Consider the following 21,073-nt stretch of genomic DNA (forward strand, 5'->3'; position numbering starts at 1 on the left):
GGCTACTCGTCGTCCGGGTCGGACAGGTCGAAGTAGACGACCAGGGTGACCGGGACGCCGGCGTGGGTGGTGCGGGTGATGAGCCAGGCGGTCAGGTCGCAGTGGCCGCGGTCGACCGCGGCGAAGTCGATCCCCAGGGCCTCGCGCCACTGCTCGAAGCCGGCCGGGGCGTCCTCCAGGATGAGTTCCACGCCCCACTGCGCGGGGGTGTCGTCGTCGCCGGTGGCGACGAGGTGCAGCGTCGCGTGCGGTTCGGGCAGGCGGGTGTTGGCGCTGAGGATGGAGAGCAGGGCGCCGGCGGCGGTGAGCTGCGGGACGCCGGTCGAGTGCAGGGTGGTCACTGTGCGTTCTCCGTTCCGGTGTCGTTGCCGGGGGTGCGTTCGGCCTTGACGGCGGCGCACAGGCGGACGGCGTAGTCGTTGCGGCAGCCGAGCAGGGAGCGAACGGCGCGGGTCGACAGCTCCTTGCCGACGGCGGCGAGGTCGGCGGCCAGCACGCGCACCCGGGCGAGGTCGGTCGGGTCGAGGGCTTGCTTCCCGGCGGGGCCGGAAGCGCTTCCGCCGTCGTCGGCCAACGGGCCGTCCACGAGCCCGCCGGGGTTCGGTGCGGACACGTTCGACCCGCTTCCGTAAAGGGCTTCGAGCGCTTGCGTCGTGATCGGGGAAGCGGTTCCCAGTCCCTCGGGAATCGTGTCGAGGTAGACGCCGTCGGACGGCCCGGGGGACAGCGGGAGGGTGAGGGCAGGGAACGGGTCGTCGGGCATTCCCGGCCACAGGTCGGCCGGCGCCGGGAGCGCGCTCAGCTCCGCAACCCGGGCCCTCGCGTTCAGTCGCTGGGCCAGCAGTTCGGCGGTCAGCCCGGGCTCGGTGACGCCGTGGACGTACTCCCACGCGATCCGCCACGCCTTGTCCGGCGACAACGCTCCGTAGGCGGCGGCGGACAGCAGACGATCCGCGACCTTTCGGACCTCGGGGTGGTGCTCGGCCCGCTGGCGGGCGTGCTCGACCTTCTCCTTCGCCGTCTTCTTCTCGGCCGTGGTCGGGCCCCGGCCACCATGGGTCTGCAGGTCGGTCAGCCAGACGGCGCCGATGCTGGACAGGGCCAGCACGAACGCCACCCAGTGGTAGTGCGGATACTGCTGCCAGCCGTGGGCGAAGTTGATCCCGGCAGCGACCAGACCGGCCGCCCACGCGCCGAGGCGGTAGGTGTGGGTGGAGCGCTCACCCTCGCTCTGGGCGCCCATGGCGACCAGCGCCCACGCGCCGCCCTCCAGCATCGTGGCCAGCAGCACCGCCAGCAGCACCGCGACCTTGGCGTGGTCGAGCGCGGCGACCTGAGAGACCACGGCCGGCACGATCGAGCACGCCTGCACCAGCCGGACGAACGCCCGCGCCGGGTTCGCCGACACCCAGCCGGTCACCCGGCCGAACCGCGCCGCCCGCACCGCACGGCGCCGGTCCCGGGCCTGCTCGGCATCGCGCTGGTCGGCCTGGCGCCGCTGGCGGGCCGCCTCGGCGTCCAACCGCTTCTGCTCGCGCTCCTCACGCCGGTCCGCCCGGGTGTCAGCCCGCTCGGCACGGACGTCCTCGCGCCGCTCAGCACGGTAGTCGTTCAGCCCGCTCACGCCGCCACCCGCCCGACGCTGGCGGTGCGGCGGATCGCGGCCGGGCGCCACAGCGGCACCGGCGCCATGCCCAGCAGCCGCTCGGCGTACGCGGCCAGCTCCGGGTCCTCCCGGCGCAAGTCCGCCACGATGTCGTCCGCAGCGTCCATCCGAGCCCGGTACTCCAGCGCCGACTCACCGGGCACCCCGGTGAACAACTCCTCGTCCACGCCCAATGCCAGCTCCGCGAACTCCTTCGAGTCCACGGCGTGCTGGCCTGCAACAATCGACCTCACGGGTCTACCTCTTCCTCGTTGATGGGTGGCCCCGGCGGGGACGGCTCCTCTTCCGGCCAAGGAGTTAGGGAGCCGTCCACCGAACAGGGCAGTAGATGGGTTGAGTTGGGGGTTAGTGCTCCGGGACCAGCTCGCCGTTGCCGTACCGGCGGGAGCCGTCGGCGCACCGCACGACATGGCGCTTGCCGCCCTGGAACGGGCTCCACTTAGCGACCAGACGGCGCTCGTCCTCGCCGACCAGGTCCAGCACGCTCGCTGCCTGGGCGGCCAGCAGCTCGTCCACCAAGGCCTCAACACGGCCGTTGTGGGTCCGGTCGACCACGTTGCCGCCCGTGCCGTCGGCGAGGTGCGGCGCGACCTCCCGCGCCGTGTCGGCCACGTGGCCCATGTCCGGGGTGGGGCGCGCGGCGGCGGGGACCTGCTGCTCCGATTCGGCCCCGGAGGAGACCAGGCAGGGGCTGCACACGGTGCCGCTGTTCGCCCGGTTCAGCCTGGTACCGCACGTAGTGCAGGTGCGCTTCTCCTCGGGGGTGGTCCGGGGCGACGATGCGGTGTCGGCCAGGGCCGCCACTCCGACCGCGAGGATCGTGCGCCACTCCTGCTCGCCGATCTCGCCGACCCACTGCGGCGCCCGTGTCCCGGTCAGACGGCCGATCCGGCACGTCACCGCGCGGCGCCGACGCTCAGCGCCGTGTGCCTCGGCCACCCACGCCCCCGCCGACATCCGAAGGGAACCGCTGGTCAGCGACGCCACACGACGGGCGTAGGAACGGCCAGTCACGGTCGGGGTGGTGGACGTGCGGGAAGCAGCGAGCATGGCGAAACCTCCTGAATCGTCAGGTGGAGCGCAGACGGGATCAGCACGTTGACGTGCTGGAATAGCGCGACCTGAGAGCTTTGTTCTCTCTGTCGCACAGTTCAACTGTGAGGCAGAGAGGACAGTGTTGGCAAGTCCATCGGCCCGACGACATGCGGAAGCATTGGTTCCGGCCGGAGGGTGCGGCACTATGAGGCAGAGACGCAGAGGGATGTGAGAGTTGATGGTCGAGTGGACCGGAGAGAGGCCCGCCTATCGACAGGTGGCGGACAACCTCTGCGCGCGAATCGCCGCTGGTGAGTTCGCCTCCAGTGGGCGGATCCCGTCGCTGGCCGGGCTCCAGACGGAGTACGAGGTGACTCCGACAGTTGCCCGGGCGGCTGTGGCGCACCTGAAGGAGGCCGGCCTGGTGGTGAGCCACCAGGGCAAGGCGGCGTTCTTGGCGTCCGATGCGGTGGTCAAGGCCGGCGCGGTGGCCGGGGATGTCGAGCGGCTGCGGCAGGAACTCGCAGAGGTTCGGGACGAACTCCGCGCGCTGGCTGCGCGGGTGGCGGAGCTTGAGGGCAAGTGATGGTCCGATGGGGGGAACAGGGGATCGCGCGTTCTGCGCGGTCCCCTCTCTGCATATCGGGGTGGCTGGCTCCCCACTGCTGCCTCCTTGGTGGTGCGAACTGAGATCAGTTCACACCTGCCGCGAAGGAATCGGTATCACGGAGCCTTACCGGTATTCGGCTGCACATCTTTACACGAGTAGTATCACGACTTCTATCGCGATTTTCAGGTGACTCAACGAGCCGCTACACTCGCGGCACGAGCAGTTTCCTAGGAGGGGAATATGGCTCGGCAGCGCCCAGATTGGAATCCGGCGGTTCTCAAAGAGGTTAGGGAGTCCCACGGCCTGACCCTTGAGGAAGTCGGGGAGAAGTTGCGGGAAATCGGCGAGCGGCACAAGTTCAGCCTTGCGGCTAACTTTCAGACGGTTTGGGCGCACGAGAAGGGAACCTCATTTCCGCGCCCCGACTATCGCCGGGCCTACTGCATTCTCTACCGCCTGAATGAGGCGGAGCTGGGTTTCCGCCGGGCCCTCCCCGGAGAGGTCGCTACGGTGCCCAACCAGCGTTCGACAGAGACTGTCTCCGACCTGGCCGAGACCATCCGTGAGGCTCTCGGCAACTTGCGCGAGGGTGCGGATGGGGTAGACGCCGAGGCGTTCCGCAGCCGCATCGTGGATGAGTGGAGGCGCCGGGCAGCTGGTGATGACGCCGGTCCGGTCGTTCTTCTGGTCGGTGGTTACGCCGGTTCCGGAAAGTCCGAGTACGCCAAATTCATTGGGCGCCTCACTGGATGGCCGATCCTCGACAAGGATTCACTGACGCGGCCGCTGGTCGACCAACTTCTGTTGGCCCTCGGCGGTGAGGTGAATGATCGGAGTTCCGACCTCTACCGCGAGAAGGTGAGGCCGCTCGAATACCGCTGCCTCATGGAGGCAGCTTGGGACAACCTCAACTGCGGGACGTCCGTGATTCTCGACGCGCCGTTCCTGGCAGAGTTCTCGCAGGCGGACTGGATGCAGCGGTTCTACAACCGGTGCAAGGCGAAGCGGGTCGCCGTGGCAGCTATCTGGGTCGAATGCGATCCCGAGTCGATGCGAGAGTACATCGAGTTTCGTGGCGCGGCTCGGGACATGTGGAAGATGGAGGCGTGGGAGGACTATCTGGCCACGGTCGATCTGAAGCTCAGGCCGGCCGGTCCCCACTTTGTCGTGGACAACCGCCTCGGCGCGGCCGTCGCCGCTGCCGACCAGGCACGCGACGCGCTGAGCGGGGGCGGTCTGTGACGGCCCGGGGCCTCATCCTTTACGGGCCGCCGGCGGCCGGGAAGGACACGGTGACGCGGGCGCTCCAGGAGATGGGGGACTACCAGCTGTTCTCCAGGCTCAAGGTCGGAACCGGGAAGTCTGAGGGGTATCGGATGGGTACTCCCGAACAGCTTGCCGAACTGGAGGCGGCAGGTGACGTCATCTACCAGAACAGCCGGTACGGCAACACCTACGTCATCGACCGCCCGGGAATGGACACCGCTTTCGGGACAGGGACCCTGATCGTGCACCTGGGGCAGATCGACGGCATCGCCGCCCTGACTGCCCGCTATCCGGCGGACTGGTCCGTGGTGTTGCTCTGGTGCGGACGGGAGGTGACCGCAGCCCGATCGGCTGGCCGGGGGGACAAGGACACTGAGGCCCGCTTGAGTGCCTGGGACGCCACTCAGGCCGACGTCGAGGCACACCCTGATCAGGTGTGGGATCTGTCGGTGGACACCGGCGCCGTGGATCCGGTTGGTGCCGCCCGGCTGATCGATGGGCTGCTCTCGGGCGGCGGCCGGTAGTCGTCGGATCGACAGCCCCCTACGGGCGGGTGAGGTGGTCAAGGGCCTCGTCGGGCGTCAGCTCGGCGAGGTCTTTGCACTCCTCCCATCGAGAGAGCGTCTGCGACGCGGCCCGCAGTACCTCGTCTGGTAGCCCGGCACCGGACAGCATGTCGGCGGCCTCGTCCAGCTCTGGTCCCCAACGCCATGCCCGAGCGGCGGTCTTGGCGATATATCCCGTCTCCACTAGGTAGCTGCCCTGCCGCTTTCCCGCGACGTCGAGCAGCGCATCGTCCACGCCGTGCGCGCGTGCCGCACCGAAGGCAACGGCCGCGAGCACACGGGACGCCTTCTGGTACGAGCTGTATGCCAGTTTCAGGGCCGATGCTTGCCCGATCTCCTTTCCCAGCACTGGCGTCGCCACCGCACTACCGGTGAACAGCTCCGTCACCAGCGAGACGGCGTCCTCCGGCCCGGACACGTACAGCCGGGTCCCCTTGCCTCCGACCGGTGGTGAACCGATGACGGCGCCGTCGACCACGGCGCGGGCGGTGGTGCCCGCCAGCTCGGCGATGCGCCGCATCCGATCCGGGGCGATGGCGTTGGCCTCCACGTAGACGCCGGCGAAGCGATGGGCGGCGACAGAACGGGCCACGTCCTCGGCGACGGCCGGTGGGCAGATACTGAGAACGACATCGGCCTGCGCGAGCAGGTCACCGAGCACGCCGACGGGCTCCAGCCCCGCCTGCTCGGCCCGTGCGAGGGTGGCGGCTCCCCGGCCCGCCGGGCACCAGAGTACGCGTTCAGCGCCCGGGCGGGCGCAGGCCGCTACGGCGGCGCCCATGCTGCCGGGGTGAAGGATGCCGACGGTCGGCCGCTGGGTCATCGCGTACCCTCCGGGAGTCCAAGCAGGAAGTCCAGCGCATCATCGGTGGTGAGTGCGACGTGATCGGGGGCTACGTCAGGGTTGGTCCAGGCGCTGCCCGCCGACACCCAAACCGTCCGCAGGCCGGCGGCGCTGGCTCCGACGATGTCCGTCACCGGGTCGTCCCCGACCATCCAGGCGTCGGTTGTAAGCGCAAAGCCGCAACGCGAGGCGGCGATCCGGAACACCTCGGGTTCCGGCTTACGGACGCCAGCCTCCTCGGAGATGCACACTGCATCAACGTGGCTGAGGATTCCTGCGGCGGCGAGCTTGGCCCGCTGGATGTCCGTCGGGCCGTTGGTCAGCACGCCTACCGACCATCCAGCAGCTCGGAGCAGGTCGAGGCGAACCAGGGTCGCCGAGTCGCACACCGCCTTCGCCGCCATGCCGACGCGGTAGATATCCCACAGTTCGTCCGGGGACTCGGTCATGCCGAGCTCGGCGCGCAGGCCCGCGAAGGTCTCGGGTCGTGAGCGTTCCCGCAGCGCCTCAGCCAGTGTCTGCACAGCCTTCAAGGGCAGGCGTCGATCGGCGCTGAAGTCGGTCACCCACGCGGTCAGAGCTTCGCGTCGATTGATCAGAGTGTCATCGAGGTCCATGAGGACGAGCCTGTCCATAGCGGCGACTCTACCGACGGGGTGATTGGGCACACTCCGGCGGATGGCGAGCGCCACAGGCTAATGACGGAGACACACTGGTCGTCGGCTGTGGCAAGGTGCGAACGGTGGTTTACGAAGCAGCGAGGCGCTTATCTCGTTGGCGGATTGCGCCGGCGAGGTTGTTGCGGCTGGTGAGGGTTTCGGGGTGGGTGTCGCCGTGGACCTGTTCGCGCTGGGCGAGGGTGGTCTCGAACAGGGCGATGGCGCGGTCGAGGTCCTCAGCCGCGTGGTAGGCGCCGGCGAGGTTGTTGCGGCTGCTGAGGGTTTCGGGGTGGGTGTCGCCGAGGACCTGTTCGCGCTGGGCGAGAGTGGTCTCGTACAAGGGGATGGCGCGGTCGAGGTCCCCAGCCGCCTGGTAGGCGCCGGCGAGGTTGCTGCGGCTGGTGAGGGTTTCGGGGTGGGTGTCGCCGAGGACCTGTTCGCACTGAGCGAGAGTGGTCTCGTACAACGGGATGGCGCGGTCGAGGTCCCCAGCCGACTGGTAGGCGTATGCGACATTGTTGCGGCTGGTGAGGGTGTTGGGGTGGAGGTCGCCGAGGACCTGCTCGCACTGAGCGAGAACGGTCTCGTACAGGGGGATGGCATGGTCGAGGTCCCCAGCCGATTCATATGCGCCGGCGAGGTTGTTGCGGGTGGCGAGGGTGTTGGGGTGGAGGTCGCCGAGGACCTGCTCGCACTGAGCGAGAACGGTCTCGTACAGGGGGATGGCATGGTTGAGATACCCAGCCAATGCGTACGCGTATCCGAGGTTGTTGCGGATGGTGAGGGTGTTGGGATGGAGGTCGCCGAGGACCTGTTCGCGCTGGGCGAGGGTGGTCTCGTACAGGGGGATGGCGCGGTTGAGGTCCCCAGCTGCACGGTAGGCGCCGGCGAGGTTGTTGCGGCTGGCGAGGGTGTTGGGGTGGGCGTCGCCGAGGACCTGCTCGCACTGGCCCGTGATGGCGCGCCAAAACGGTAGAGCGCGGGCGTTGTGGCCCTGTTGCTGTAAATGCAGAGCTGCGGCGCCGTAAAGGGTGCTCTCACGGTCACCGTTAGCACTGGGGCACCAGGTGGTGGCGAGTGCGATGAGGTGGGGCATCAGCGCGTCCAGAGCACGGGGAACACGATCTGCTGGGAGGTCGATTGCTCGGGCGAGCAGTTCCACGGCTGCGCAGCGGCCGGTGGGTGATTCGTCGGCTTCGGTGGGAGTGGTATCGCGCAGGACCGTCTGTAGGAGGCGGTGGACGCTGACGCTGTGCCTGGTGACGGTGACCATGCTGTAGGTGGCCAGGAGGCCGAGGGCCTCGTGGAGGTCGTCGTTGTTGCGGTCGGGGGTTTCGAGGATGGTGATGGGGATGTCGTCGGGGCCGAGCCAGGCCAGGGTCCGCAGGACGGTCACGGCGTTGGGGTTTCGGGCGCCAAGGGCGTGGAGGGTCTGCGTCCAGATCCGGGCGATGGTGCGTTCGGCGTCGATACCCTCGGCCGCCTTGTCCAGCTTCGTAGACAGACGCTGACGGTAGGCGTTGATGCTCATCGCGGGGTGCTGACGCAGGTAGGCGCCAGCCTGCTCTAGGGCGAGCGGTAGGTGGCCAAGGTCGGCGGCGAGTGCGTGGGCGTCCCGGAGGTCACGGGATGTGGGATGTCCATCGGTGAAAGCGTAGGTGCAGATCAGTTCGGCGGCTTCATCGGGTGCGAGGGTGCCGAGGGGGTAGGTGCAGATGGTGTGCGGCCAGCCGGTGGCGCGGCGGCTGCTGACCAGGTGGTGACCACCGTTGAGCGCGCCAAGGTAGGGGGTGAGGTCGGCCGGGTTCTCAACGTTGTCGAAAATCAGCAGCCATTCCGGGTGCCACTGCAGCCAGGTCATCGCCCACTGGGTCCGTTGATCCTGCGTCGCAGTTCCGGCCCAGGAGGGCAGCAGCCTGAGAGCCAGCTCCCCGAGGGACCGCTCAATGCGTGCTGGGGAGTCAGCGGTGATCCACCAGATGAGGGTATAGGTGCGGCGGTAGCGGTGGGCGTAGGCGAGGGACAGGGTGCTCTTGCCGATCCCGCCGAGGCCGTGGACTGTCGAGGCTTGGGTGATCGCGGTCCCACCTCCCGCTGTGAGCGTGGTGCGGAGCCAGCTGAGGGCGTCCTCGCGGCCAAGGCAGAGGGGGTATGGCGGCAGGTTGGTGAGGCTTGGCGGGGCTGGCACGTCGCGGGCGGCGGTCACGATCTCGGCGGGCAGGCTGATGACATCGCCGGTGTGGGCGGTGCCGATGCTCTGGGCGGTGACCGCCCTGGTGCCGGAGGCGTCGTAGTGGGACCCGGTCACTGGGCGAGGCGGTGGCCGTCGCCGGTGATGGCGGTGGTGATGGTGTGGGCGGCGATCGACCGTTCCCCGGACGCCGTGATCGTCACGGAGGCGGCGGCCGGTCCGACGAGGCCGGCCAGCTCCTGACGCAGTTCGGCGTCCTCACGCAGGACTCGCTTGATCTGCTGGCGCAGCGCCGCTGCCGCGTCCGGATCGGTGGTGTCCTCGGCGGCGTCCTGGACCGCGGCTTCCAGGGCGGCCTGTTGGCTCTGCGAGCCGCGGCGGAACACCGCGTGCAGGACGCGACGGCCCAGGTTGGCGGTCGCCTCCACGGCACTGTCTTCCGCCCGGGTCAAGACGGCCCCGCCGTAAGCGCTCACGGCCGCCGCCAGGTACGGGCCTGCCTGCTCCATCAACTGGGCGATCTCGTCCGTCATGACTGTCCCTCCGCCTCGACCAGCACGTGCTACGACGGAGCGTAGGGGAGCAGGCGCGAGCGGGAGACAGGTTTCGGGGAACACTCGTGTCCGGGCGCCAGAGCCAACGGGACCGGGGCCGTCTGTGGGCCGTCCGGGGCTGGCCAACGATGACAGATGACGGCCAGCGCTGAGTCCGTCTCCCCAGGCAGGGACGGGCCCAACGCTCAGCGTCTGCGACACTGGAACAACCATGCCTAAGCCCGGAGAACTCACCTTTGTCGCGCCGCGCGGCGCAAAGCCCCCGCGACACCTCGCCGACCTGAGCCCCGCCGAGCGCAAGGAGGCCGTCGCCGAGCTGGGCGAGCAGCCGTTCCGCGCCAAGCAGCTCTCCAACCACTACTTCGGCCGGATGTCGAACGACCCGGCGAGCTGGACGGACATCCCCGCCGCCAGCCGGGAGAAGCTCACCGGGAGCCTGCTGCCCGAGCTGATGTCGGTGGTCCGGCACGTCTCCTGCGACGACGACGCCACCCGCAAGACGCTCTGGAAGCTCTTCGACGGCACGCTCGTGGAGTCCGTGCTGATGCGCTACCCGGACCGAGTCACCATGTGCATCAGTTCGCAGGCCGGCTGCGGCATGAACTGCCCGTTCTGCGCCACCGGCCAGGCCGGTCTGACCCGCAACCTGTCCACCGCCGAGATCGTCGAGCAGATCGCCGCCGGGATGCGCGCGCTCAAGACCGGGGAGATCCCGGGCGGCGAGGCGCGGCTGTCCAACGTGGTCTTCATGGGCATGGGCGAGCCGCTGGCCAACTACAACCGGGTGCTGGCCTCGATCCGCCGGCTGACCGACCCGGCGCCGGACGGCTTCGGCCTGTCCCAGCGCGGCATCACGGTCTCCACCGTCGGTCTCGTCCCGGCGATGCACCGCTTCGCCGACGAGGGCCTCAGCTGCCGTCTGGCGCTGTCGCTGCACGCCCCCGACGACGAGCTGCGCGACGAGCTGGTGCCGGTGAACACCCGCTGGAAGGTCGCCGAGGTGCTGGACGCGGCGTGGAACTACGCGGAGAAGTCCGGCCGCCGGATCTCCATCGAGTACGCGCTGATCAAGGACATCAACGACCAGGCCTGGCGGGCGGACCTGCTCGGCCGGCTGATCAAGAACCGCCGGGTGCACGTCAACCTGATCCCGCTGAACCCGACCCCCGGGTCCAAGTGGACGGCCTCCCGGCCGGAGGACGAGCGCGAGTTCGTCCGCCGCCTCCAGTCGCACGGCGTGCCGACGACCGTCCGCGACACCCGTGGCCAGGAGATCGACGGCGCCTGCGGCCAGCTCGCCGCGGCGGGCTGAGGCCCGTTCCGGGAGACCGCTAGCGGAGTCCGGCGGCCGCCAGTGCGGCGGTCGCCCCGCCGGTCAGCAGCAGCGTGCTGCCCACCGCGAGGGTGCGCAGCGCGACCGCGCCGAACAGCAGTCGGGGCGAGGTGCCGAGGCGCAGCAGCGCGTGGGTGACCCCGCGTCGGTCGGTGCGGACCTCGGCGAGCCGGTTGACCACCGCGGCGGCGGCGCAGCCGAGGACCAGGCAGGCCTCGACGGCGGGCAGAGCGTCGGCGCTGTCGGGCGTGCCGATCCAGTAGCGGACGGTGGTGAGCACCAGCGCGACGGCGAGGGTGAGCACGGCCAGCGGCGCGCCGAGCCGGCGGGCCTGGGCGGTGAGGCCGCGCCCGGCCAGCAGCCGCAGCGGGGTGGGCCGCCCGACGGCGAGCAGCCGTCCGGCCCAGGCCAGCAGCGGGCCGGTGAGCAGCGCGAGGCCGAGCGCGCTGGCGGCCCAGCCGAAGAGGGCGGCGGTGCTGGTGGAGCCTAGCCCGGCGGGCAGGTGGATCGGACGGCCGTCGACGGCGGCTCCGGGCCGCAGGGCGATGAGTTCGAGCGCGGCGCCGATCACGCCCAGCCCGGTCGCCAGGGCGATCCGCCAGACGCCGAAGCCGGTCGGGGCGGGGGTGCGGCCGCCGGGCAGGGTGTCGGTGACGGAGACCGCGCAGGCGGCGGCGCCGGCGGCGGTGAGCGGGACCAGGGCGAGCAGGGCGAGGGGCGCGGCGGGCGGCAGCGGCACGCCCATGCCGAGGTCGGCGGCGAGCGCGGGTCCGGCGACGTCGTTGCGCAGCACGAGGAAGAGCAGCAGGGTCAGCACGCTGCCGAGGGTGCAGGCGAGTGCGACCTCGCCGGCGATCAGCGTCCGGATGCGGCGGGAGCCGGCCCCGGCGGCGGTGAGGCCGGCGATCCGCTCGGGCCGGCGGGCGGGCACCGCGCGGGCGGCGACGGCCGCGAACCAGGCGAGGGCGGCGAGCGGGGGCAGGCACCAGAGCAACCGGACCAGCGGGTCGGCGCCGCCGGTCTGCTCACTCATCGCCCGGCCGAGGGAGCGCAGCAGGAAGGCGGCGACCACGGCGGCGGCCGCTGCGGTGAGCAGCCAGCGGCCGAGGTCGGGCACCCGGTAGCCCCGGGCCAGACGGAGGTAGAACACGTCGACCCTTTCAGCGGCGGGTGGCCGTGACGGCGGGCGCTCCGGCGGCCCCGGGGGCGGTGATGCCGCGGGGGACGGGCGCGGCGGGGGCGGTGAGCCGTCCGTCGACGAGGGCGACGGCGCGGTCCGCGAACCGGACGAGCTCGGGGTCGTGGGTGGCCAGGACGAGGGTGAGCTGGTGGGACCGGGCCGCGCTGGTCAGTATCCGCATGACCTGGTCGGCGGCCTCGCGGTGCAGCGGGGCGGTGGGGTCGTCGGCGAAGACGACGGGCGGCAGCGGGGCCAGGGCGCGGGCGACGGCGACCCGCTGGCGCTGGCTCTGGACCAGGCGCTCGGGCCGCAGCCGGGCGCAGTCGCCGACGTCGAGGCGTTCCAGCCACTCGTCGGCGGCGGTGTAGGCGGCCTTGTTGCCGGCCCCGGCGAGCAGCAGCGGCAGCGCGACGTTCTCCCGGGCGGTCAGTTCGGGCACCAGGTGGGGCTCGGAGCCGACGAAGCCGAAGCGGTCGCGGCGCAGCCGTTCGCGGCCGGCCCGGGCGAGGGTGTGCACGGGGGCGCTGTTGAACCAGACCTCCCCCTCGTCGACCGGGAGCTGCGCGGAGAGGCAGCCGAGCAGGGTGCTCTTGCCGGAGCCGCGCGGGCCGGTGACGGCGAGCACCTCGCCCTCGCGGACGCCGATCGAGATGCCGCGCAGGGCGGGGGTGCCGTCATGGGACTTGACGATCCCTCGGGCCCACAGCACGTCGTTGTCAGGCGGTGCCGCTGACATGAGGATCCATCCTGGGTGGCCGCAGGGATATGACAGTCGTCAGATTAGAACGACGGGGGCTGGTCGCGGTGGCGGCGCTCTGGTCCATCACGGGCAAATCACCCGCATTCAGGCATGTTTGGTCGTACGACTGTGATGTTCCGGGGGTGGGAAACCGGGCCGGGCACGCCGAAGGGCGGCCCCGCGGGGAGCGGGGCCGCCCTTCGGCGGAGGGTGGGGAAGAAGCTCAGGGGATCAGATCTTCGCCCACGCGTCGGTGAGGCTGGTCCGCAGGATCTGCTCGATCTCGTCGAAGGTCGACTGGTCGGAGATCAGCGGCGGGGCCAGCTGGATGACCGGGTCGCCACGGTCGTCGGCGCGGCAGTACAGGCCGTTGTCGAAGAGGGCCTTCGACAGGAAGCCGTAGAGCACGCGCTCCACCTCGTCGTCGTTGAACGACTCCTTGGTGACCTTGTCCTTGACGAGCTCGATGCCGTAGAAGTACCCGTTGCCGCGGACGTCGCCGACGATCGGCAGGTCGCGCAGCTTGTTCAGGGTGCCCAGGAAGGCGGCCTCGTTGTCGAGGACGCGCTGGTTCAGGCCCTCGCGCTCGAAGATGTCGAGGTTGGCCAGCGCCACCGCGGAGGAGACCGGGTGGCCACCGAAGGTGTAGCCGTGCAGGAAGGTGTTGTCACCCTTGTAGAACGGCTCGGCGAGGCGGTCCGAGATGATCGTGGCGCCGATCGGGGAGTAGCCCGAGGTCATGCCCTTGGCGCAGGTGATCATGTCGGGCTGGTAGCCGAACTTGTCGGCGCCGAACATGGTGCCCAGGCGGCCGAAGGCGCAGATGACCTCGTCCGAGACCAGCAGCACGTCGTGGCGGTCGCAGATCTCGCGCAGGCGCTGGAAGTACCCGGGCGGCGGCGGGAAGCAGCCACCGGCGTTCTGCACCGGCTCGACGAAGACGGCGGCGACGGTCTCGGCGCCCTCGTTGAGGATGGCCACCTCGATCTCGTCGGCGCACCAGCGGCCGTAGGCCTCGGGGTCGACCGTGCCGTCGGGGCCCTCGAGGAAGGCCGGGGCGCGGTAGATGTTGGTGTTCGGGGCCTTGTGGGTGCCCGGCACCAGCGGCTCGAACGGGGCCTTCAGGCCCGGCAGGCCGGTGATGGACAGGGCGCCCTGCGGGGTGCCGTGGTAGGCGACGGCGCGCGAGATGACCTTGTACTTGGTCGGCTTGCCGGTCAGCTTGAAGTACTGCTTGGCGAGCTTCCAGGCGGTCTCGACGGCCTCGCCGCCACCGGTGGAGAAGAAGACCTTGTTCAGGTCGCCCGGGGCGTAGTTGGCCAGGCGCTCGGCCAGCTCGACGGCCTTCGGGTGGGCGTAGCTCCACACCGGGAAGAAGGCGAGCTCCTTGGCCTGCTTGGCGGCGGCCTCGGCGAGCTCCTCACGGCCGTGGCCGGCCTGGACGACGAACAGGCCGGCGAGGCCGTCGAGGTACTTGCGTCCCTTGTCGTCCCAGACGTAGGTGCCCTCGCCCTTGACGATCGTCGGCACGGGGGAGTTCTCGTACGACGACATGCGGGTGAAGTGCATCCACAGGTGGTCGTAGGCGGTCTTGGAAAGGTCCTTCTGCGCCGGGTCGGCTGTCATCGGGTGCCCCAGGTGTAGGTCTGTTTCCGGAGCTTCAGGTAAACGAAGCTCTCGGTGCTCCGCACGCCGGGAAGGGCGCGGATGCGCTTGTTGATCAGTTCGAGCAGGTGCTCGTCGTCCTCGCAGACCAGTTCGGCCAGGAGGTCGAACGAGCCTGCGGTGCAGACGACGTAGTCGACCTCGTCGAGGGCGGCCAACGCGTCGGCGACGGGCTCGATGTCGCCCTCGACCCGGATTCCGACCATCGCCTGGCGGGTGAAGCCGACGGTGAGCGGGTCCGTGACGGCGACGATCTGCATCACGCCCTGGTCGAGCAGCTTCTGGACGCGCTGCCGCACGGCCGCCTCGGACAGGCCGACGGCCTTGCCGATGGCGGCGTACGGGCGGCGCCCGTCCTCCTGGAGTTGCTCGATGATCGCCTTGGAGGCGGCGTCGAGGGGAACGCTGGCGTTCCGGTCGCGGTTGGCCACGCGGCCACTGTGCCTGATCGTTCCCGTGTTCGCAAGCGTGGAAGCTGCTGATTTCGTCGTGATCTTGGAAAACGCATGCGGATTTCATCGCTGAAGCGAGCTCGCCCTGTCGATACCGGCAGTCGTGCGGCTACCCTGGCACGGTACGCGCGCGACCCCGAGGGCCGCTGCGCGTACCGCCACCAGTGGACCGTGCCGCTCCGGTCGCGGCCACTCGGGACCCTTCGTACGCCGGATCCGCCGACGTACCATTGCGCCGGAATCTGCAATGCCGCAGGCCCAGACCGAGGAGAGATCCGTGAGCGACCTTCGCGCGCTGCGCAACTACATCAACGGTGAGTTCGTCGACGCGGCCGACGGCCGCACGCTCGACATCGTCGACCCGACCACCGGCGAGGTGTACGCGACGTCGCCGCTGTCCGGTGCCGCTGACGTCGACGCCGCCATGGCCTCCGCCGACGCCGCGTTCCCGATCTGGCGCGACGCCACCCCCAGCACCCGCCAGAAGCTGCTGCTCAAGATCGCCGACGCGGTCGAGGCCCGCGCCGACGAGATCGTCGACACCGAGGTGCGCAACACCGGCAAGCCCCGCGCGCTGACCCTCTCCGAGGAGATCGGCCCGATGGTGGACCAGATCCGGTTCTTCGCCGGCGCCGCCCGCATGCTGGAGGGCAAGGCCGCGGGTGAGTACATGGACGGGATGACCTCGATCATCCGCCGCGAGCCGGTCGGCGTCTGCGCCCAGGTCGCGCCGTGGAACTACCCGATGATGATGGCCGTCTGGAAGTTCGCCCCGGCCATCGCCGCGGGCAACACCGTCGTGCTGAAGCCCTCCGACACCACCCCGGCCTCCACCGTGCTGCTGGCCGAGATCATCGGCGGCGTGCTCAAGGAGCTGGAGCTGCCGGCCGGCATCTTCAACGTCATCTGCGGCGACCGCGAGACCGGCAGGCTGATGGTCGAGCACAAGACCCCGGCGATGGCCTCCATCACCGGCTCGGTGCGCGCCGGCATCTCGGTCGCCGAGTCCGCCTCCAAGGACGTCAAGCGCGTCCACCTGGAGCTGGGCGGCAAGGCCCCGGTCGTGGTCTTCGAGGACGCCGACATCGCCGAGGCCGTCGAGGGCATCTCGGTCGCGGGCTACTTCAACGCCGGCCAGGACTGTACCGCCGCCACCCGCGTGCTGGTGCACGAGTCGATCCACGACGCCTTCGTCGAGGCGCTGGCCAAGGCCGCGGCCGAGACCAAGACCGGCGGCGTGGACGACGAGGACGTGCTGTACGGCCCGCTGAACAACGCCAACCAGCTGAAGCAGGTCTCCGGCTTCATCGAGCGGCTGCCCGCCCACGCCAAGGTCGAGGCCGGTGGCCACCGGGTCGGCGACAAGGGCTACTTCTACGCCCCGACCGTCGTCTCCGGCCTGAGCCAGGACGACGAGATCATCCAGAACGAGGTCTTCGGCCCGGTCATCACCGTGCAGAAGTTCACCGACGAGGACCAGGCCGTCGCGTACGCCAACGGCGTCGAGTTCGCGCTGGCCTCCTCGGTGTGGACCAAGGACCACGCCCGCGCCATGCGGATGTCGCGCCGTCTCGACTTCGGCTGCGTCTGGATCAACACCCACATCCCGCTGGTCGCCGAGATGCCGCACGGTGGCTTCAAGAAGTCCGGCTACGGCAAGGACCTGTCGGCGTACGGCTTCGAGGACTACACCCGCGTGAAGCACGTCATGACCGCGATCTGATCTGATCGCGTCGAAAGTCGGCTGAACCGACCATGGGCCCGGGTCTTCTCGACCCGGGCCCTGTGTCTTTGCATCCTGTCGGCGGTTGGCGTGACCGGCTGACACGATGGAACTGCCCTTCGGGGACGGGCCGCCCTAGCCTTACCGGCATGAGCATTCCCACCGCTGACTCAGCCGCCGGCCAGGCCGTCAAGGCGGCCGACCGCGCGCACGTCTTCCACTCGTGGTCCGCCCAGGCACTGATCGACCCCCTCGCGGTGGCCGGCGCCGAGGGCTCGTACTTCTGGGACTACGACGGCAACCGCTACCTCGACTTCTCCTCGCAGCTGGTCAACACCAACATCGGTCACCAGCACCCGAGGGTGGTCGCCGCGATCCAGGAGCAGGCGGCGAAGCTCTGCACCATCGCCCCCGGCTTCGCGGTCGAGTCGCGCAGCGAGGCCGCCCGGCTGATCGCCGAGCGCACCCCGGGTGACCTGGACAAGATCTTCTTCACCAACGGCGGCGCCGAGGCCAACGAGAACGCCATCCGGCTGGCCCGGCTGCACACCGGCCGGCAGAAGGTGCTGTCCACCTACCGCTCGTACCACGGCGCCACCGCCAACGCGATCGCCCTCACCGGCGACCCGCGGCGCTGGCCCAACGAGGGCGGCGTCTCCGGCGTGGTGCACTTCTGGGGGCCGTACCCGTACCGCTCCAACTTCCACGCCGAGAACGAGGCGCAGGAGTGCGAGCGCGCGCTGGAGCACCTGGAGCAGGTGATCGCGTTCGAGGGGCCCGGCACCGTCGCGGCGGTCATCCTGGAGACCGTGGTCGGCACCGCGGGCGTCCTGGTCCCGCCGGCGGGCTACCTGGCCGGGGTGCGGGAGATCTGCGACCGCTACGGGATCGTGTTCATCCTGGACGAGGTGATGGCCGGCTTCGGCCGCACCGGCGAGTGGTTCGCCGCCGACCACTGGGGCGTCACCCCGGACCTGCTCACCTTCGCCAAGGGCGTCAACTCGGGCTACGTGCCGCTGGGCGGCGTGGCGATCAGCGCCGAGATCGCGGCCACCTTCGCCGAGCGGGCCTTCCCCGGCGGGCTCACCTACTCCGGCCACCCGCTGGCCTGCGCCTCGGCGGTGGCGACCATCAACACGATGGCGGAGGAGGGCATCGTCGAGAACGCCAGGCACATCGGCGAGAACGTGCTCGGCCCCGGCCTGCGCGAGCTGGCCGAGCGGCACCCGTCGATCGGCGAGGTCCGCGGCCTCGGCGTGTTCTGGGCGCTCGACCTGGTGAAGGACCGGGAGACCCGCGAGCCGCTGGTGCCCTACAACGCGGCCGGTGCCGGCAACGCGCCGATGGCCGAGCTGGCCGCCGCCTGCAAGCAGCGCGGGCTCTGGCCGTTCGTCAACATGAACCGCTTCCACGTCGTCCCGCCGTGCACCGTCACCGAGGAGGAGGCCAAGACCGGCCTCGCGGTGCTGGACGAGGTGCTGTCGCTCACCGACGCGCACACTGTCTGACGTACCTACCAGGACGGCCCCGAGCACCCGTGTGCCCGGGGCCGTCCCACGCTCCGGAAGGCCGCTCATGTCCAGCAGCACCACCCCGACCCGTCGCTCCGTCGCCGACCGCCCGCAGGGGCCGGCACGCATCCGCCGGCGTTCCGTGCTCGGCGGGGCCGCGCTGCTCGGCGCCGGCACCCTGACCGGCTGCGGCATCCCGTCCGCGTACGTGGCCGAGGACCGTCGCTCGGCGCCGGACCGCTCGGAGAGCGACAAGCGGCTCGCCTTCTCCAACTGGACCCAGTACATCGACACCGACGACGCGGGCGGGCGCCCGACCCTGGACGCCTTCGTCGAGAGGACCGGGATCGAGGTCGGCTACACCGAGGACATCAACGACAACGACGAGTTCTTCGGCAAGATCAGCCCGGTGCTCACCCAGGGCGCCGCCCCCGGCCGGGACCTGATGGTGATCAGCGACTGGATGGCCGGGCGGTACGTCTCGCTGGGCTGGGTGCAGGCGATGGACCGGGCCAACCTGCCCAACGTCACGGCCAACCTGGACCCGCAGCTCGCCGACCCGGCCTTCGACCCCGGGCGCAGGCGCAGCGTGCCCTGGCAGTCCGGGATCACCGGCATCGCCTACAACCGCAAGGCGCTCGGCCGGGAGATCAGGTCCACCGCCGACCTGTGGGCGCCCGACCTCAAGGGCCGGGTCACGCTGTTCGCCGGGCTGGACGAGGCACTCGGGCTGCTGATGCTCTCCCAGGGCGCGGACATCGCGAAGTTCGGCGACGACGACGCGCGCAAGGCGATGGACCTGGTGCAGAAGGTGGTCGACAGCGGCCACGTCCGGCGCTTCACCGGCAACGACTACACCAGCGACCTCGCCTCGGGTGCGGCGCTCGCCTGCCAGGCCTACTCCGGCGACGCCGTCCAGCTGACCGCCGAGAACCCGGACATCGAGTTCGTGGTGCCGGAGGAGGGCGGCGAGCTGTGGGCGGAGAGCCTGATGATCCCCAACCGGGCCGCCCACAAGCGCAACGCCGAGCTGCTGATCGACTACTACTACCAGCCCGAGGTGGCGGCCGAACTCGCCGCGTTCGTCCAGTACATCTGCCCGGTGCCGGCCGCCCGCGAGGTGCTGGCGGCCAGCGGCGACAAGGAGAAGGCGGAACTCGCCGAGAACCCGCTGGTGTTCCCGACCGAGGAGATGCGGGCCCGGCTGCACACCATGCGCGACGTCACCTCGGCCGAGCGGCCCGAGCTGCACAAGGTCTGGGGACGCATCACCGGGGTGTGACGCGCGGGGCCCGGAGCCGCCCCGGGGCGCGCGCCCCGCTCAGCGCCGGACGGCGTCCAGCGCGAGCAGCGCCACGTGCAGGGAGAGGCAGGACTCCACCTGGTCGAGGTCGACGCCGAGGATCCGCTCGACCTTGTGCAGCCGGTCGTAGAAGGACGGCCGGGACAGGTGCGCCGCGTCCGCCGCGGCCGACTTGTTGCGGCCCTGCTCCAGGTAGATCCGCAGCATCTGCACCAACTGGCCGTTGTGCTCGGCGTCGTGGGCCAGCAGCGGGCCCAGCTCCCGCTCCACGTACGTCTGCAGCCGGGCGTCGTCGCGCAGCAGGTGGAGCAGGCCGCGCAGCCGGACGTCCGGCAGCCGGTAGTAGGAGGAGCTGCGGCCGCCGGGCGCGTCGTGCAGGGCGGCGTCGGCGACCTGGGTGGCTTCCAGCAGGGTGCGCCGGGCGTCGCGCACCGAGCCGACCGAGGAGCCGACGGCGACCACCGGGCCCGCCGGGTCGCCGCCGTCCCGTCCGGCCTCGGCGGACATCCGGCGCAGCGCGGCCGACAGGGCGTCCAGCGCGGCGTGCTCGTCCTGCTGGGTGCCGAGCGCGACCAGCAGGCCGACGGCCTCGTCGTCCAGCGCGCCGACCAGGGCGGTCAGCCGGCAGGCCCGGACCGCGCCGGCGGCCAGCTCGGTGAAGTCGCGCAGCCGGGCCTGGGCCTCCAGCGCGGCCGGGATCGGTCCGCGCCGCTGCCGCAGCACCACGCCGACCAGCCGGCGGCCCTCCAGCGGAACGCCGAGGGCCTGGGCGCGCAGCGCCGCCTCGGAGACGGTCAGGGCGTGGGTGAGGATGCCGGACAGCAGGGTGCGATGGGTCTGCCGTTCCAGGCTCTCCCGGTCGCGCACCACCAGCCGGTTGAGTGCCAGCGCGGAGGCGCCGCGCTCCAGCAGCATGGCGTGCGGGTGGGCCTCGCCCTCGGGCAGCGGGCCGGGCTCCTGCACCAGCACCAGCCGGCCCCAGTCCTGGCCGCGGGCGCCGACGGCGGTGACCAGCCAGCCGCTGCGCGGGTCGTGGCCGGTGCGTCCGGCGGGGCGGACCCCGCGCGAGCGGCGCTCCCAGTCCTCCAGTACCTCGGCCTCCGGGCGCCCGGCGGTGTCGTGGGCGAGCACCTGGTGGGCCAGGTTCTCCAGGACGACCGGGGCGCCGGCCATCCGGGCCACCTGGCGGATCACCTCGGGCGCTTCGGCGCCCTCCACCACGAGCTCGTTGAAGACCTGGTGGACGGACTCGGAGATCCTCAGCTGCTCCAGCTGGGCGTTGACCACCAGGGCGTGCACGGCCTCGGTGACGGCGACGAAGCGCAGCTCGCGGCGGAGCGTGATCAGTGGCAGGCCGCGCTGTTCGGCGGCGTTGACCAGGGCGCGGGGGAGCGAGTCGAAGTAGCGCCGTCCGAACTCGACGACCAGGCCGGCCACCCCGACCTCGTCCAGTTCGCGGACGTAGCGGGCCAGGCCCTCACGGTCCTCGGGCAGGGCGATGCCGGTGGTCAGCACCAGCTCGCCGCCGCGGAGCATCCCGGCGACGTCGGGCAGCTCGCTGACGTGGACCCAGCGGACCGGCCGCTCCAGGTGGTCGGCGCCGGCCACCACCTGGGGCAGGCCGCGCCGCATCACGTCCAGGTCGAGGACTCGGGCGACGGTGGGGAGCATCGCGGGCCTCCGGGGCCGGTGGGAGCCGGAGCGGGGGCTCCGGGTGATCAGAGTGTCAGGTAAATCATCCATCCCCCCGACGAGGTGTTGCCCTGCCCGCACCCT

General features: G+C 70.8%; 20 protein-coding genes. 7 read left to right on the forward strand and 13 right to left on the reverse strand.

What is annotated here, in order from left to right:
• Positions 1 to 2: 2 nt before the first annotated feature.
• From ACFVVA_RS28720 to ACFVVA_RS28735, 4 genes are all read right to left on the reverse strand, one after another.
• On the reverse strand, positions 3 to 341 hold the full coding sequence (locus tag ACFVVA_RS28720) for a hypothetical protein (protein WP_387693697.1): 339 nt from the start codon (positions 339 to 341) through the stop codon (positions 3 to 5).
• Positions 338 to 1,624 (reverse strand): hypothetical protein, encoded by a 1,287-nt coding sequence (locus ACFVVA_RS28725; RefSeq protein WP_387693698.1) that lies wholly within the window; start codon positions 1,622 to 1,624, stop codon positions 338 to 340. Before ACFVVA_RS28725 ends, ACFVVA_RS28720 begins: the two co-directional genes overlap by 4 nt.
• Positions 1,621 to 1,899 carry a hypothetical protein gene (locus ACFVVA_RS28730; RefSeq protein WP_387693699.1) on the reverse strand — a complete coding sequence of 93 codons (279 nt, stop codon included), beginning with the start codon at positions 1,897 to 1,899 and terminating at the stop codon, positions 1,621 to 1,623. Before ACFVVA_RS28730 ends, ACFVVA_RS28725 begins: the two co-directional genes overlap by 4 nt.
• A 112-nt stretch (positions 1,900 to 2,011) precedes the next feature.
• Complete coding sequence (locus ACFVVA_RS28735) at positions 2,012 to 2,716, reverse strand: hypothetical protein (protein WP_387693700.1); 705 nt, start codon at positions 2,714 to 2,716, stop codon at positions 2,012 to 2,014.
• A gap of 223 nt (positions 2,717 to 2,939) precedes the next feature.
• On the opposite strand from ACFVVA_RS28735, the gene ACFVVA_RS28740 reads away from it, so the two are divergent.
• From ACFVVA_RS28740 to ACFVVA_RS28750, 3 genes are all read left to right on the forward strand, one after another.
• Positions 2,940 to 3,287: a GntR family transcriptional regulator gene (locus tag ACFVVA_RS28740; RefSeq protein ID WP_387693702.1), complete on the forward strand. Its 348-nt coding sequence runs from the start codon at positions 2,940 to 2,942 to the stop codon at positions 3,285 to 3,287.
• A 264-nt stretch (positions 3,288 to 3,551) separates the two neighbouring features.
• The gene (locus ACFVVA_RS28745; RefSeq protein WP_387693703.1) at positions 3,552 to 4,553 is read left to right on the forward strand and encodes an AAA family ATPase; all 1,002 of its coding nucleotides are present in this window, start codon (positions 3,552 to 3,554) and stop codon (positions 4,551 to 4,553) included.
• Positions 4,554 to 4,687: 134 nt separating this feature from the next.
• Entirely contained in the window at positions 4,688 to 5,101 is a 414-nt protein-coding gene (locus ACFVVA_RS28750) for a guanylate kinase (protein ID WP_387693704.1), read from the forward strand.
• Between the two features lie 19 nt (positions 5,102 to 5,120).
• Here the strand turns inward: ACFVVA_RS28750 and ACFVVA_RS28755 are convergent, their stop codons facing one another.
• From ACFVVA_RS28755 to ACFVVA_RS28770, 4 genes are all read right to left on the reverse strand, one after another.
• A complete protein-coding gene (locus ACFVVA_RS28755; RefSeq protein ID WP_387693705.1) occupies positions 5,121 to 5,966 on the reverse strand; it encodes a DUF1932 domain-containing protein in 846 nt (281 codons plus the stop codon).
• Positions 5,963 to 6,622 carry an HAD family hydrolase gene (locus ACFVVA_RS28760; RefSeq protein ID WP_387693706.1) on the reverse strand — a complete coding sequence of 220 codons (660 nt, stop codon included), beginning with the start codon at positions 6,620 to 6,622 and terminating at the stop codon, positions 5,963 to 5,965. The genes ACFVVA_RS28755 and ACFVVA_RS28760 overlap by 4 nt, the downstream gene beginning before the upstream one ends.
• A 112-nt stretch (positions 6,623 to 6,734) precedes the next feature.
• Positions 6,735 to 8,954 (reverse strand): FxSxx-COOH system tetratricopeptide repeat protein, encoded by a 2,220-nt coding sequence (fxsT, locus tag ACFVVA_RS28765; protein ID WP_387693707.1) that lies wholly within the window; start codon positions 8,952 to 8,954, stop codon positions 6,735 to 6,737.
• Positions 8,951 to 9,370, reverse strand: coding sequence for a hypothetical protein (locus tag ACFVVA_RS28770; RefSeq protein WP_387693708.1), 420 nt, complete (start codon positions 9,368 to 9,370; stop codon positions 8,951 to 8,953). The genes fxsT and ACFVVA_RS28770 overlap by 4 nt, the downstream gene beginning before the upstream one ends.
• 232 nt (positions 9,371 to 9,602) lie before the next feature.
• On the opposite strand from ACFVVA_RS28770, the gene rlmN reads away from it, so the two are divergent.
• Complete coding sequence (rlmN, locus tag ACFVVA_RS28775) at positions 9,603 to 10,703, forward strand: 23S rRNA (adenine(2503)-C(2))-methyltransferase RlmN (RefSeq protein ID WP_359900630.1); 1,101 nt, start codon at positions 9,603 to 9,605, stop codon at positions 10,701 to 10,703.
• A 19-nt stretch (positions 10,704 to 10,722) separates the two neighbouring features.
• On the opposite strand, the gene ACFVVA_RS28780 is transcribed toward rlmN, so the two are convergent.
• From ACFVVA_RS28780 to ACFVVA_RS28795, 4 genes are all read right to left on the reverse strand, one after another.
• Entirely contained in the window at positions 10,723 to 11,874 is a 1,152-nt protein-coding gene (locus ACFVVA_RS28780) for a hypothetical protein (RefSeq protein WP_387693709.1), read from the reverse strand.
• Between the two features lie 10 nt (positions 11,875 to 11,884).
• Positions 11,885 to 12,640 (reverse strand): ABC transporter ATP-binding protein, encoded by a 756-nt coding sequence (locus ACFVVA_RS28785; protein WP_387693710.1) that lies wholly within the window; start codon positions 12,638 to 12,640, stop codon positions 11,885 to 11,887.
• A 234-nt stretch (positions 12,641 to 12,874) separates the two neighbouring features.
• A complete protein-coding gene (locus ACFVVA_RS28790) occupies positions 12,875 to 14,269 on the reverse strand; it encodes an aspartate aminotransferase family protein (protein WP_359900638.1) in 1,395 nt (464 codons plus the stop codon).
• Positions 14,266 to 14,739, reverse strand: a complete 474-nt coding sequence (locus ACFVVA_RS28795; RefSeq protein WP_030243538.1) for an Lrp/AsnC family transcriptional regulator — start codon at positions 14,737 to 14,739, stop codon at positions 14,266 to 14,268. The genes ACFVVA_RS28790 and ACFVVA_RS28795 overlap by 4 nt, the downstream gene beginning before the upstream one ends.
• 268 nt (positions 14,740 to 15,007) lie before the next feature.
• On the opposite strand from ACFVVA_RS28795, the gene ACFVVA_RS28800 reads away from it, so the two are divergent.
• The 3 genes from ACFVVA_RS28800 (at position 15,008) to ACFVVA_RS28810 (ending at position 19,276) form a co-directional block, all read left to right on the forward strand.
• On the forward strand, positions 15,008 to 16,483 hold the full coding sequence (locus ACFVVA_RS28800) for a gamma-aminobutyraldehyde dehydrogenase (RefSeq protein WP_387693711.1): 1,476 nt from the start codon (positions 15,008 to 15,010) through the stop codon (positions 16,481 to 16,483).
• A 149-nt stretch (positions 16,484 to 16,632) separates the two neighbouring features.
• Positions 16,633 to 17,991: an aspartate aminotransferase family protein gene (locus ACFVVA_RS28805; RefSeq protein WP_387693712.1), complete on the forward strand. Its 1,359-nt coding sequence runs from the start codon at positions 16,633 to 16,635 to the stop codon at positions 17,989 to 17,991.
• A gap of 67 nt (positions 17,992 to 18,058) precedes the next feature.
• Positions 18,059 to 19,276 carry a spermidine/putrescine ABC transporter substrate-binding protein gene (locus tag ACFVVA_RS28810; protein WP_387693713.1) on the forward strand — a complete coding sequence of 406 codons (1,218 nt, stop codon included), beginning with the start codon at positions 18,059 to 18,061 and terminating at the stop codon, positions 19,274 to 19,276.
• A gap of 39 nt (positions 19,277 to 19,315) precedes the next feature.
• Here ACFVVA_RS28810 and ACFVVA_RS28815 read toward each other — a convergent pair whose 3' ends face one another.
• A complete protein-coding gene (locus ACFVVA_RS28815; RefSeq protein WP_387693714.1) occupies positions 19,316 to 20,968 on the reverse strand; it encodes a PucR family transcriptional regulator in 1,653 nt (550 codons plus the stop codon).
• Positions 20,969 to 21,073: the final 105 nt, after the last annotated feature.

The sequence above is a fragment of the Kitasatospora sp. NPDC058048 genome (genome assembly GCF_042885555.1).
Taxonomy (GTDB): Bacteria; Actinomycetota; Actinomycetes; order Streptomycetales; family Streptomycetaceae; genus Kitasatospora; species Kitasatospora lactacystinica.